The 12,722-nt window shown below is 74.9% G+C and carries 8 protein-coding genes and 1 pseudogene; 4 read left to right on the top strand and 5 right to left on the bottom strand.

Features of this window, described 5'->3' with window-relative positions; genetic code table 11:
* Positions 1 to 4: 4 nt before the first annotated feature.
* Positions 5 to 610: a DTW domain-containing protein gene (locus tag A2CP1_RS12685; protein WP_012633650.1), complete on the bottom strand. Its 606-nt coding sequence runs from the start codon at positions 608 to 610 to the stop codon at positions 5 to 7.
* A 131-nt stretch (positions 611 to 741) separates the two neighbouring features.
* Between A2CP1_RS12685 and A2CP1_RS12680 the strand changes: the two are divergent.
* Positions 742 to 1,302: pseudogene (locus A2CP1_RS12680) on the top strand (DsbA family oxidoreductase); the annotation flags it as partial.
* 23 nt (positions 1,303 to 1,325) lie between these two features.
* On the opposite strand, the gene A2CP1_RS12675 reads toward A2CP1_RS12680, so the two are convergent.
* Positions 1,326 to 2,849: a WD40 repeat domain-containing protein gene (locus A2CP1_RS12675; protein WP_012633649.1), complete on the bottom strand. Its 1,524-nt coding sequence runs from the start codon at positions 2,847 to 2,849 to the stop codon at positions 1,326 to 1,328.
* A 284-nt stretch (positions 2,850 to 3,133) separates the two neighbouring features.
* Between A2CP1_RS12675 and A2CP1_RS12670 the strand changes: the two genes are divergently transcribed.
* The 3 genes from A2CP1_RS12670 (at position 3,134) to A2CP1_RS12660 (ending at position 5,912) form a co-directional block, all read left to right on the top strand.
* Positions 3,134 to 4,156 (top strand): D-cysteine desulfhydrase family protein, encoded by a 1,023-nt coding sequence (locus tag A2CP1_RS12670; RefSeq protein ID WP_012633648.1) that lies wholly within the window; start codon positions 3,134 to 3,136, stop codon positions 4,154 to 4,156.
* Positions 4,157 to 4,273: 117 nt separating this feature from the next.
* Entirely contained in the window at positions 4,274 to 4,663 is a 390-nt protein-coding gene (locus A2CP1_RS12665) for an ACT domain-containing protein (protein ID WP_012633647.1), read from the top strand.
* A gap of 46 nt (positions 4,664 to 4,709) precedes the next feature.
* Positions 4,710 to 5,912 (top strand): patatin-like phospholipase family protein, encoded by a 1,203-nt coding sequence (locus A2CP1_RS12660; protein ID WP_012633646.1) that lies wholly within the window; start codon positions 4,710 to 4,712, stop codon positions 5,910 to 5,912.
* Here the strand turns inward: A2CP1_RS12660 and A2CP1_RS12655 are convergent.
* From A2CP1_RS12655 to A2CP1_RS12645, 3 genes are all read right to left on the bottom strand, one after another.
* Entirely contained in the window at positions 5,898 to 6,746 is an 849-nt protein-coding gene (locus tag A2CP1_RS12655; protein ID WP_012633645.1) for a DMT family transporter, read from the bottom strand. The genes A2CP1_RS12660 and A2CP1_RS12655 overlap by 15 nt on opposite strands.
* Positions 6,747 to 6,917: 171 nt before the next feature.
* The gene (gene lysS / locus A2CP1_RS12650) at positions 6,918 to 8,048 is read right to left on the bottom strand and encodes a homocitrate synthase (RefSeq protein WP_012526438.1); all 1,131 of its coding nucleotides are present in this window, start codon (positions 8,046 to 8,048) and stop codon (positions 6,918 to 6,920) included.
* A gap of 4 nt (positions 8,049 to 8,052) precedes the next feature.
* Positions 8,053 to 12,702: a GNAT family N-acetyltransferase gene (locus tag A2CP1_RS12645; protein WP_012633644.1), complete on the bottom strand. Its 4,650-nt coding sequence runs from the start codon at positions 12,700 to 12,702 to the stop codon at positions 8,053 to 8,055.
* Between the last annotated feature and the right edge of the window lie 20 nt (positions 12,703 to 12,722).

Raw genomic sequence — 12,722 nt, 5'->3', positions numbered from 1 at the left:
GATCCTATGCGCGGGGGAGGTGGCCGTGCGCGGCCTCGGCGCAGCCGGCCTCCCAGGTGCCGCGCAGCCTGAGGACCCGCTCCACCGCCACGGCGTGCAGCCCGAGGAGCCGCTCCGCCGCGTCCGGCGCGCCCAGCGCGGAGAGCGTGCCGGCCATCGCCTCCAGCGTGGACATGCCGTCGGCGCGCGGGGGGCGGCGCAGGCGCAGGCCGTCGGGCGGACCGCCCAGCGTGAGCCGCGGGAGCCGCTGGAGCGCGGGGATCCGCTGCATCATGCGGCGGGCCTGGCTCCAGGTGCCGTCCGGCACCACCACCAGGCGCGGCGGCGCGGGCGGCGGCGGGGTCGGGACGGGGGAGGGGAACAGCGCCACCGCGCCGGCGGCGGCGAGGTCGGGCAGCGCGAGGGGCTCGCCCGGCAGGCCGTGCTCCAGGATCTCGGTCCCGGGGAGCGCCAGGGCGGCCCAGCGCGCCGTGTTGGTCATCCGCTCCCGCTCGCTGGCGTGGCGCACGATCAGGAAGCGGACCGGGGCGCGGAGCCGCGGCACCTCGGCGCACAGGCAGAGCGCGGTCGGGAAGGCGCAGCGCGGGCAGCGGTCGGGGGCGGGGGGCACGGCGACGCCGATCTACCACGGGCGGCCGCGGCGCGCGCGGTGGGGTGGAACCGGGGCCGCGCTCGCGTTAACTCTCCCGCATGCCTGCACGCCTGAGACTCTTCACCGACTTCGTCTGACCGTTCTGCTTCGTCGCGGAGCGGAGCAGCCTGGTCAGGCTGCTGGACGAGTACGAGCTGGAGCTGGAGTGGGTGGGATACGAGCTCCACCCCGACACGCCGCCCGGCGGGATCGCGGTGGCGGAGCGGTTCCCGAACGCGGAGGCCATGTCCGGCTACCTGCGCTCCTTCGCCGCGGGCTTCGGCATCGACGACCTGCGCCCGCCGGATCGCATCCCCAACACGCGCCGCGCGCTGGCGGTGGCGCAGCTCGCGCGCGAGCAGGGCCGGCTCGAGCCGTACCGGGCGGTGGCGTTCGACGCGCACTGGCGGCGCGGCTGGGGCATCGAAACCGACGAGGACCTGCGCTGGCTGGCGCGCGAGGCCGGCCTGGACCCGGTCGCCGCGGTGGCGGCGGGCTCGGATCCGGCGCGCCTCGCCGCGGTGGACGCGGCCCGCGCCGAGGCGACGCGGGCCGGCGTCACCGGCATCCCGACGTTCGACTTCGGCGACGCGCTCCGGGTGGTCGGCTGCCGCCCGTACGACGTGCTCGCCGACGCCGCCCGGCGCGCCGGGGCCCGCCCGCGCACGTAGCGGGCCGGGCCGGGGCGGCCAGGCTAGGGCAGCACGCGGATGGCCGCCGCGCCGCCGGCGGTGGAGACGTGCAGCGTGGGCGGCGACGGCATCCGGTCCACCTCGATCGCGGTCACCCGGTCGCTCGGCAGGCCGCTCCCGGCGCGGATCGACCTCGACGTCCGGGTGGCCGGATCCCAGATCGAGACACCAGTGGTGTACCCCGCCAGCACCACCCGCCCGTCGGGGAGGCAGGCGATGTCGCGCACCGGCCGCTCGCCCAGGCCGAGCGCGCTCGACAGGTAGTGCGTGAAGCGGTGCCCGTCCCACGAGGCGACCGTCTCCATCACCCCGTCCGCCGGGCCGGCGCTCGAGAACCAGACCGTGCCGTCCGGGCAGACCGCGACGCCGGTCATGAGGACGTCGTGTCCCTCGTTCGCGACCGGGAACACCGGCATGTTGCCGGTGCCGTCGGGATAGTACGGGTCGCCGAACGCGACCTTGAACGCGGCGCCGTTGCGGGCGACCCAGTGGAACGGATCCGCGTCCCAGGTGATCAGGCCGGCGGCCCACTTGCCGGCGTGCCACAGGTCCCCGTTCGCGTCGATGGCGAGGCCGGCCCAGTCGCCGAGGCGCTGGTTCGCGCCGCTGCCGTCGCAGGGCGCGTCCTTGCAGACGCTGGCGTGCAGGTGGTCGCCCATGTAGTCGTCGTTGAAGGAGTCGAGCCACTCCATGGGCGGATCCGGCCAGCGGAACTGGTCGGGGAAGAGCAGGTCCACGCCGTGCTCGGTGCCGGCGTACAGCGTGTGCGGATGGGCGAAGTGGTCGTAGACCATCCGGTAGATGGACCGGTCGTGCCAGTACTTCGCGCCGTGGTTCCCGGCGACCAGGTCGAAGCGCTCGACCGCCAGCGTCCCGTCCGCGTTCAGGCGGACGCGGTCGATCTTCCCGCTGTGGCGGTCGGGATCGCACCAGTCCTCGCCGTCCCCGTTGGCGCCGCAGTCCGAGCCGCCCGGGTGGATGCCGTGGTACCCCACGAACACCTCGTCCGGCCCGCCGCCCACGATCGAGCGGATGCCCTCGGGCGCCGCCACGCCCCAGCTCACGTCGGCGTCGGCGCAGGGCGTCTCGGGGCGGACCGGGCGGTCGCGGCAGTACCGCATCCGGTTCGCGCCCAGGTGCAGCCCGTCGCCCTCGTCGTAGCGGCGGAACGTGGTCTCGCCGGGCCGGAGCAGGTAGAGCGCCGACGGGGTGGCCAGCCACCGGTTCTGCGTCTCGTCGGTGCTGAACCCGACCACCGGCGACTCCTGGATGCCGGCGCTCGCGCCGTAGGTGGCGTTCTCCACCGCCCAGGGCCCCTGCGTCCCGAACTGGAAGCGGGGCGGCGTGGTCCCGCCGCCCCCGCCGCCGCCGCCGCCTCCTCCGCCGCCCCCATCGCCGCCCCCTCCGCCTCCGCCGGCGCCGCCGCCGGGCGGCGTGACCGGCGCGGGATCCTTCCCGCCCGAGCCGCAGCCCGCGATCGCGACCGCCGCCGCCAGCGCCACCCAGGCCCCGCCTCGTCCGAGCATCTCCCCTCCGTGAAGTCCGCCCGCGAGCCGCGCGGGACCGGCGGCCCGCTGTGCGAGCGCCGGGCCAGCGACCGGGACGCGCCGCCGCGCGGAGAACCGCGGCGGCAGGTGGGTGGCGGTGGGCGATCGGTGGAAGGCGAGTTCCACGGCAGGTCGACGCGGAGCGCAGCGCCGTCCGCACGGCGGCCGCCCGCGGGAGCGGCTGGTCGCCCGCCAGGCCCCCGCCGGCCCGGTTCCAGGCGCCAGCCCTGCTGGGCTACGCTGACCGGACGAGGAGCCCTGCCATGCCGGCCACCCGTGAACCCGCCGCCTTGAACCTGCCGCCGCGCGTCCCGCTCGCCCGGTTGCCCACGCCCATCGAGCCGTCGCCTCGCGTGGGGGCCGCGCTCGGCCTCGACCTGCTCTACAAGCGCGACGACCTCACCGGCCTCGAGCTGTCCGGCAACAAGGCTCGGAAGCTGGAGTACCTGCTCGCCGAGGCCGAGGCCGCCGGCGCGGACACGCTCGTGACCTGCGGCGGCGTGCAGTCCAACCACTGCCGCGCCACCGCGTTCGCGGCCGCGAAGCGCGGGCTGCGCGCGGTGCTCCTGCTGCGCGTGCCGGACCCGGCGCGGCCGCCCGCGCCCGAGGCGAACGTGCTGCTCGATCGGCTGGCCGGCGCGGAGATCCGCTGGGTCTCGCACGACGAGTACCGGCGCCGCGCCGAGCTCATGGACGCGGTGGCGTCGGAGCTGCGCGCCGCCGGGCGGCGGGCCTACGTGATCCCGGAGGGCGGGTCGTCGCCGCTCGGGAGCCTCGGGTACCTGCTGGCCGTGGCCGAGCTGCGCCGGCAGCTCCCGGAGGCGTGGCGGACCGGGCCGCTGACGCTGGCGTACGCCGTGGGCTCGGGCGGCACCGGCGCCGGCCTCGAGCTCGGGGTGCGCGCGCTGGGGTGGAAGGACGCGAGGCCGGTGGGCTTCGCGGTGTGCAACGACGCGGCGTACTTCCGCGCGACCATCGCGGCGCTGTGCGCGGACGCGCGCCGCCGGTGGCCGGCGCTGCCCGAGGTGCCGGCGGACGAGCTCCGGATCGACGACGGGTTCATCGGCCCGGGCTACGCCCAGGCCACCTCCGACGGGCTGGAGATCATCCGCCGCGCCGCGCGCGAGGACGGGGTGCTCCTCGATCCGGTCTACACCGGAAAGGCGATGCTCGGACTGGCGACGCGAGCGCGCGAGCCGGGGGGGCTGCCCGCGCCGCGCGTCGTGTTCTTCCACACCGGCGGTGCGTTCGGCCTGTTCCCGTTCGCGAACGCGCTGGCCGGCTGATCGCGCGCCCACGGTCCCGGTCCCGCGGCGCGGGGATGGCGCGGGCGGCCCCCCGGCGGTATGCAGCCGGGAGGCCGGTCACTCGCCGTGGTTCCGCGGTGCGGAAGGGGGCGCGCGATGCCGAGGGTCAAGCAGATCTCCGCGTGGGTGGCGGATCGTCCCGGGGTGATGGGCGAGGTGGCCGATGCGCTGGGGCAGAAGGGCGTGAGCATCCGCGCCTTCATGGCGAGCGTGCTGGACGGGCGCGGCTTCCTCCGGATGGTGGTGGACAAGCCGGCCGCGGCGCGGCGCGCGCTCACGGCGCACGGCTGGGAGATCACCGAGGACGACGTCGTCGAGGTGACGCTGCCGGACCGGCCGGGCGCCCTGGGCGAGGTCGCGGACCGGCTCGGCGCGCGGGGCATCAACGTCCAGTACGCCTACATCGGGACGGCCGGCAGCGCGAAGCAGGTGAACCTCTACCTGGCGGTGGCCGACGTGGCGGCCGCGCTGCGGGCGCTCCGGTGAGGCGGTGGCCGGTGCCGCGGTGCGGCATCGGCGCTAGCTTTCGATCGTGGGCCATACCGGTCTCGTCCTGACGGGCGGCGGCGCCCGGGCGGCATACCAGGTCGGCGCCCTCCGGGCGCTGGCGGAGATCGCCGGGCCGGGGCCGATGCCGTTCGGCGTGCTCGCGGGGATCAGCGCCGGCGCCATCAACGGCGCGGTGCTGGGCTGCGGCGCCGGCGACTTCCTGGCGGCGGCGGAGCGGCTCCAGGCCACCTGGGCCTCGCTCACGCCGGATCGCGTCTTCCGCACCGGCGCGCTGGCGCTCGCCGGCGTGGGCGGCCGCTGGATCCGCGACCTCTCCGCGGGAGGGCTCGTCGGCAAGACCGGGATCAACTACCTGCTCGACCCGGCGCCGCTCCGGGCGCTGCTCGCCGGCGCGCTGCCCATGGGCCGGCTGCGGCGCAACCTGCGCACCGGCCGGCTGCGGGCGGTCGCGCTCTCGGCCACGAACTACCACACCGGCGCGGGCGTGACGTTCTTCGAGGGCGCGCCGGACATCGAGCCGTGGATCCGGTCCACGCGCGTGGGGGTGCGGGCGCGGCTCGGGCTGGACCACGTGATGGCGTCCGCCGCCATCCCCATCTTCTTCCCGCCGGTCCGGATCGAGCGGACGTTCTACGGGGATGGCTGCGTCCGCATGATCTGCCCGCTCAGCCCGGCCATCCACCTCGGGGCGGAGCGCATCGTGGCCATCAGCGTGCGCCACCTGCGCAGCGCGGCGGAGACGGCGCGGGACGAGGTGAGCAGCGGGGACGGCACGCTGCCGCTGTCCGAGATCGCGGGCGTGCTCCTGAACGCCGTCTTCCTCGACTCGCTCGACTCCGACGTGGAGCGGCTCGAGCGGATCAACCGGACGCTGGCGCTCATCCCGCACGAGCGGCTCGGGCGCGGCGAGCTGGAGCTGCGCGAGGTGCCGGCCCTCGTGCTGCGGCCGTCGCTCGACCTCGGGAAGCTCGCCGCCGACGAGTACGGCCGTTTCCCGCGCATGCTCCGCTACCTGCTGAAGGGCATCGGCGCGACGGGGCACGCCGGCGAGGACCTGCTCAGCTACCTCGCGTTCGAGCCGGTGTACGTGCACCGCGTGATGGACCTCGGCTACGCGGACACGATGGCGCGCCGCGCCGAGGTCGAGGCGTTCCTGGCGCCGGACGAGCGCGGCGACCGGCGCGATCGGAACGGCCGCGCCGCCGGCGGCCTACGCGCGCGGTGAGCCGGCCCGCAGCCGCGGCGCGAGCAGCGCCGGCGCCAGCGTGCGCCAGGCGGTGGCGGCCAGGACCACCGCGCCGCCCGCCAGCGCCCACGGGCCGGGCCGCTCGCCCGCGAGCAGGAACGTCCAGATCGGGTTGAGCACCGGCTCGAGCAGCACCAGCAGCGACGCCTCCAGCGCCGGGACCTTCTCCAGCCCGCGGGCGAAGCACAGGTAGGCGAGCCCGAGCTGGAAGACTCCCAGGTACGCGACCAGCGCCAGGTCGAGGGGCCGCGGCGCGGGGCCGGCGGGCCAGAGCGGCAGCGCCACCGCGGCGGCGAGCAGGTTGCCCCAGACCAGCGCGGGGGCCCCGGCCGCGTGCAGCCGCCGCAGGCCGAGGATGCACAGCGCGAACGCGACGCCCGACGCGAGCGCCACCAGGTTGCCGGTGACCTGGCCCGGCGTCAGCTCGTCGAGGAAGAACAGCGCCAGCCCGGCGCCGAAGACCGGCACCGCGAGCAGCTCGCCGCGGGCGGGCCGCTCGCCGAGCAGCGCCGGCGAGAGCAGCAGCACCCACAGCGGCGCCGTGTCCTGGATGAAGATCGCGTTCGCGGAGGTGGTGAGCTTGTTCGCGAGCGCGAACAGCACCACGGTGGCCGCGTACGCCACCGAGACGAGCAGCACGCCGCGGGAGGGCCGGCGGCGCGCCTGCGGGACGGCCACCAGCAGGAACACGCCCGCCACCAGCGACCGTCCGCCGGCGATCTGCCAGCCGGAGAGGTCGCAGAGCTTCATGGCGGCGCCGGCCGTGGACCAGAGCCCGGCGGCGGCGAGGAGCAGGAGGCGGCTGCGCAGCATGGGGGGCGCGCAGTCTAGACGACCGCGCAGGATTCGTGAATCACGCGAGCGAAGCGAGCCGCCGGGGCGCCCGGCGCGGAAGCGGCGGCAGCCGCTCGCGCCGGCGCACGGGACACGCGAGCAGGGTGGGGCCCCGCGGAGCTCCGCTCCGTGCGGCGGGGCGCAGCCCCGTCAAGCCGTCACCCAGTCGCGCAGGACCCGGTCGATCTGCTCCTCCGACAGCTCGCCGGCGTCCGCCAGCTCCTTGATGCGCTTGGTGAGCGCCTTCAGCTCGGTCTCGCCGAACGTGATGCCCATCTCGCGCGCCCGGTAGGCGATGGCGTGCCGGCCGGTGAGGCGGCTGCCCAGGATCAGGCGCCGGGTGAGGCCGAACGCCTCCGGCGGGATGATCTCGTAGGAGCCGGGGTTCGCCATCATGGCCTTCAGGTGCATCCCGGCCTTGTGCGAGTACGCGGTCTCGCCGGTCACGTAGTTGTTGAACGGGACCTCGATGCCGGTGACCCGGGCCACCAGCCGCTCCAGCTCGCGGAGCTGGCCGAGCCGGTAGCGCTCCGCCACCGACTGCGGCTCGATGGAGAACATGCGCGCGATGATGCCGCCGAGCGGGGTGATGCCGACGCGCTCGCCGATCCCCAGCACCGCCACGTCCACGTGGGTGGCGCCGGCGGCCAGGGCCTCGTAGGCGTTCGCGATGCAGCACCCGGTGTCGTTGTGGCCGTGGAACCCGATGTCGCAGCGGACCGCGCGCCGGATCTCGCGCACCAGCGCGAACACCTGGCGCGGCGTGGCGATGCCGACCGTGTCGGCGATGCCGACGCGGTGGACGCCGAGCCGCTCGGCGGCCTGGTAGACCGCCACCAGGTCCGTCACCTCGCTGCGGAACGCGTCCTCGGCGGAGAAGCGCGTCTCGAGGCCGGCCTTGAGCGCCAGCTCGATGGGCGGCCCCATGGCGTCGATGATCTGCTGGATGGACTTGCCGTGCGAGGACTCGCGGAGGATGCGGCTGGTCGCGAAGAGCAGGCCGATGCCGCGGACGCCGGTGTCGATGGCGGCGCGCACGTCGTCGAGGACGCAGCGCGAGTGGGTGATGACCCGCGCGCCGAGCCCGAGCTTCACGATCTGCACCGCGTCCCGCTGCGACTGCGGCGAGGCGGCCGGGCTGGTCACCTCGACGTACTCGACCCCGAACGTGTCGAGCGCGCGCGCGATCTCGAGCTTGTCCTCGGTGCGGAACGTCCCGTGGGCGAACTGCTCGCCCTCGCGGAGCGTCGAGTCGATGAGCTTCCAGGTGGACTTGGTCATGGCGCTAGAGCGGGAAGTCGTCGGGCTCGATCTCGCGGACCAGGCCGCCCGAGGTGGGATCGGTCCGGAAGCCGAAGCGGCGCAGGTACTCGGGCTGGAAGTAGCCGGTCTCCATCCGCCGCACGCCGCGTGCCTTGAGCCGCCGCGCGAACTCGCGCATCAGCCCGTCGGCCACGCCGCGCCCGCGGTGGCGCCGCCCCACCACCAGCTTCTCCATGTGCACGCGGTCCGGCGCCACCTGCCGGTAGAAGAGCCCTCCGATGACGGTGTCCTTCGGGTCGAGGCAGAGCAGGAACTCGTGCTCGGTGGTGAAGGTCACCTGCAGGTTCGACTCGTGGAACATGTGGAGCAGCCGCGCCACCTCGCGCGGCGACACCGGGCCGCGCACGGTGTAGCGCTCCCCGGCCTCGTCGGTGAGCGCCACCACCACCTCGGTGACGTAGTGGCCACCCGACGGCATGGAGATGAGCGCCACCTCGTCGGTGGGCGCCAGGTACCGGTACGTCATGCGCGCCAGGAAGTAGTCCTCCTCGGAGGTCGGGCGCGCCGCGCTGCGCACCGCCGCCACCTGCTCCTCGAGGTCCAGCCCGCCGGCGGGGAGGACGCGGGCCCGGTTCATGATCCGGTCGAGCGCCGCGCCCAGCTCCGGGCGCACGTTCGCGAACACCGTCTGGCGGAAGAAGCGCACCCGCGTGTCGGGCCAGACGGTCTCGACCTCGGAGAGCCGGTAGGTGCCCCACAGCTCGCCGAGCATCTTCCCCTGCGCCTCGAACGTCGCCTGCGGGTTCACCTCCAGCCAGCGTCGGTAGCGCCGGGCCGCGAAGTGGACGCGCTGCGGCGTGAAGCCGCCCTCGCGCAGCCGCTCCAGGAACGTCTCGATGGCGACGGCGCGCCGCGAGGTCTGCGACACCTCCTCGAGCAGGCTGATGCCGCGCTCGAGCCCGAGCGCCTCCACCACCGCCGAGAGCACGATGGCGTCCTCGGCGCCGCCCTTCAGCTCGGGCCGGGACCGCTCGATGCGCTCGATGAACGCCTCCTCGAAGCGGTCGAGCAGCTCGTCGAAGCCGGCGCACGGCGAGCGGTCGGAGATGGACACCAGCCGCGCGCCGGAGTGGTAGTCGTGCGAGGGCACGATGAACGCGGCCGGCGAGGGCTCGCGCAGCGCCAGCCGCCGGCCGGTGCGGTCCCAGAACCGGACGTGCCCCTCCACCGCGGTCCACACCAGGAACGGCCAGAGGAGCTGGAGCCGCCGCGTCTCGCCCTGGCGCACCAGCCGCGCCACCTGCCGCTCCACGTCCGAGCCGGGGATGAACTCCTCGGTGAAGATGCCCCACTCGGCGAAGTAGCCGCCGAACTTCTCCACCAGCGGCGGCGGCGCGCCGGCGGCGAGGAGCCAGCTCACCTCCTGGCGCAGCTCGGCGAACGTCATGTCCTCCGCCACGTTCATGGCGAAGTCGAACACCTCGCGCGCGCGGGTGTGGATGGAGACGCGGTAGACGCTCTTGCCGTGCTGGCGGCCCAGCAGCGATACCGCCAGGCCGCCGGGCGGGATGTCGGCGAGCGAGAGCAGCACGCCGCGCCCCAGCTCGAACACCGAGGCGCGCACGATGGTGGCGTCCTCGAACGCGGAGAGCAGCGAGGGGCGCACCTGCGCCGGCACGGTGTCGTCGAACACCAGCACGTGGTGCCAGCCGTACTCGACGCCGGTCTGCGGGTCGATGGCCAGGCGGAGGTTGGGCCCGACGAAGTTGGAGAAGCCGCGGCGCAGCCGGTCCAGCTCCTCGCCGGCGCGGGCGGACACCTCGGGGTCGTCGTGCAGCGTGAGCCGGGCGAGCGGCACGCGCACGCGGCCGAAGTAGACCGGGTGCGCGATGGCGCAGGCGGTGAGCAGGCGCATCGCGCCCACCAGCAGCCGCCGGTCCGACGGATCCGCCGGCGCGCCGTTGGCGCGGTCGGAGGCGAGGTGGGCGAGCAGCACCTGGACCTGCGCGTCCGAGAGCCCGCGCTCGCCCAGGTCGGCCAGGTCCTCGTCCCGCAGCGCCATCGCGCCCATCCGGTCGAGGAACAGGCGCACCGTGGCGAGCGTCTCGCCCGCGTCCTCGTTCGGCAGGAGCACCCGGAACGCGCGGCGCCGCACGTCCTCGTCCGGCGCCTCGGCGGCCCGGCGCAGCAGCGCGCGGCACAGCGACGCGTGCTCGCTCTGGGCGGCGGCGAGGCCGATGTGGAGGTGGCTGATGGCGCGGCGCGCCTCGGGGCGCTCGGCGCGCAGCAGCTCGCCGGCCACGTGGATGGAGTGGAACGTCACCTCCCCGCCGTCCACCACGTCCAGCATCTCGCGCAGCCGCTCCGCCGGCGGCGCCGGCCAGAGGCGCGCGTCCAGGCGGAGGTCGACGCTGCCCTTGCGGCGGCGGGACACGAGCGAGAGGAACGCCTCCTCGCCCAGGAACGCCCGCAGCGCCTGGTTCCCGAGCCAGAGCGAGGGGCGGGCGAGCAGCGCGCCCAGATCGATCACGGTGCCCTCCGCCGCGTAGGCGAGGTCGCCGATGCGGAGCGCGCCGGGGGCGGCCGGATCCGGGCCGATGCGCAGGCTGCGCTCGCCGGCGCGGAGCTGACCCGCGTCGAGCGCCACCTCGTGCTGGAGCACGCCCATCTCGCGCAGCACCCAGTTCGGGATGCGGAGGAAGAAGCCGTCGAGCGCGAGCGCGAGGTGCTTCTGCTCGTACATCCGCTCGATGAGATCCTTCCAGTTCTTCTCCACCGCCTCGCGCTTGAACGTGAGCTTGTGGGTCAGCTCGCCGTGCGCGTCGTCGAGGGCGCGCGGCAGGAGCTGGAACGCCACCACGCGCTCGAACGGGGCCAGGAACCGGTTCGCGCTCGCGACCAGGGAGCCGAGCAGCTCGCGCTGCGCGTCGGGCGAGCGGCCCTGGACCGCGGCCGACTGCTGGTTCGGCCAGACCAGCAGCGTGTTGTACTCGCGGTGATCGCCGACCAGAAACGCCTGCGAGATCGCCTCGAAGTCGCGGAACAGGTTCTCCACGCGCTGCGGCGCGATCGTCTGGCCCTGGCGGTTCTTGTAGATCTCCTTCTTGCGGCCGGTGATGTGGAAGTGGCCGGCCGGGTCGATGGAGACGAGGTCGCCGGTGCCGAACCAGCCGTCGGCGTCCGCGCCGTGGTCGTTCGGGCCGGGGTGGTAGTAGCCGGGCGAGACGTACGGTCCGCGGATGAGCAGCTCGCCGTCCTCGGCGCGGCGGCACTCGATGCCGGGGAGCGGCTTGCCGATGGAGCCGTCCACGTACTCGCCCACCGGCGTCATGGTCACGCCGCCGGTGGCCTCGGTCATCCCGTAGCCGGAGCAGAGCTCCGTCCCCGCGCGGTGGAAGGCGCGGAAGACCACCGGGTCGAGGTAGCCGGCCGCCGACAGGCCGGTGCGGAGCCGGCCGCCGGTGATGACGCGCAGGTGCGCCGCCACGTCGTCGGGATCGTCGGAGGCGGCCTCCCAGACCGCCGCCTCGTGCAGCTCCATCCACTTCTTCGGGACCGAGATGAAGACGGTGGGCTTCACCCGCTTGAAGTCCTCGAGCAGCGGCCCCTGCGCGGTGGAGCGGGCGAACACGTAGGTCGCGCCCCACCACAGCGTGCCGGTCAGCTCGAGCCAGCGTCCGAACGTGTGGTACAGCGGCAGGTAGCAGAGGAAGACGTCGCCCTCGCCCACCTCGCGCAGCGCGTACCCCCGCGCCAGCCGCTTGGTCACCAGGTTCTGGTGCGTGAACAGGATGCCCTTGGGCTTCCCGGTGGTGCCCGAGGTGTACATCACGGTGGCGACGTCGCCCGACCGGACGCGGCCGGCGCGCGCCGCCCGCGCGTCGTCGTCGAAGTCCGCCCCCTGGCCGATCATCTGCTCGAGCGAGAGCAGCCCGTTGCGCTCCGCGGCCGCGCGAGAGAACACCACGATCTCGCGCAGCTCGGGCAGCGCCGGCAGCGACGGGAGCACCTTCGCGACCTGCTCCTCGTCGGAGGCGAGCAGCACCCGCGCCCCGGAGTGCTTCAGCATGAACACCACCTGCTCGGCCACCGCGTTCGCGGGGAGCGGGTAGTCCACGATGCCGTTCGTGAGGCAGGCGAGGTCGCACAGCGCCGCCTCGAGGCAGTTCTCCGACAGGATCGCCACCCGCGCGTCCGGGTGGTCGTCCACCAGCGCCAGGATGCCGCGCGCGATGGCCCGCGTCCGCCGGGCGAGGTCGGCGACGGTCACCTCGCAGGCGTCCTGCCCGAGGACCCGGATCGCGACCGTCTTCGGGTCCGTCTCCTCGCGGGAGCGGAGCACCTCGCCCAGCGTGCAGTCGGCGCGGGCGATGACCGGGAACAGCAGCTCCAGCCAGGGGTCGACGTCGTCGGGGCGGAGCTGGCTGGTGAACAGGCGGCGCCGCGCGCCGTCGAGCAGGGCGAGCAGCGCGCGGCGGGCCTGGGGGCGCTGGGCGCCGTCGAGCCGCCGCAGCAGGATCTCGACGAGCGGCGCGACCTCCGCCCGGTCGCCGGGCCGGACGGCGGCGAGCGCCTCGCGCGTCAGCTCCAGCGTCTCGGCGCCGGGCCCTTCCGCGGCCGACCAGCGGTCGGCGAGCCCTGGGAACGGGGACTCCTGCTTGACCTGGAACATGCCCTCCCAACAAACCACGG

Origin of the sequence: Anaeromyxobacter dehalogenans 2CP-1 (assembly GCF_000022145.1) — a bacterium.
Classification (GTDB): Bacteria; Myxococcota; Myxococcia; order Myxococcales; family Anaeromyxobacteraceae; genus Anaeromyxobacter; species Anaeromyxobacter dehalogenans.
Note: the sequence above shows the minus strand (reverse complement) of the source record. Positions and strands in the feature narration are given on the sequence as shown.

What these genes read in the sequence shown, in the direction of transcription:
- A2CP1_RS12655 (WP_012633645.1), bottom strand. Translation starts at nt 6,746, where the DNA reads ATGCTGCGCAGCCGCCTCCTGCTCCTCGCCGCCGCCGGGCTCTGGTCC.
- A2CP1_RS12665 (WP_012633647.1), top strand. Translation starts at nt 4,274, where the DNA reads ATGCCGAGGGTCAAGCAGATCTCCGCGTGGGTGGCGGATCGTCCCGGG.
- lysS (WP_012526438.1), bottom strand. Translation starts at nt 8,048, where the DNA reads ATGACCAAGTCCACCTGGAAGCTCATCGACTCGACGCTCCGCGAGGGC.
- A2CP1_RS12675 (WP_012633649.1), bottom strand. Translation starts at nt 2,849, where the DNA reads ATGCTCGGACGAGGCGGGGCCTGGGTGGCGCTGGCGGCGGCGGTCGCG.
- A2CP1_RS12645 (WP_012633644.1), bottom strand. Translation starts at nt 12,702, where the DNA reads ATGTTCCAGGTCAAGCAGGAGTCCCCGTTCCCAGGGCTCGCCGACCGC.
- A2CP1_RS12670 (WP_012633648.1), top strand. Translation starts at nt 3,134, where the DNA reads ATGCCGGCCACCCGTGAACCCGCCGCCTTGAACCTGCCGCCGCGCGTC.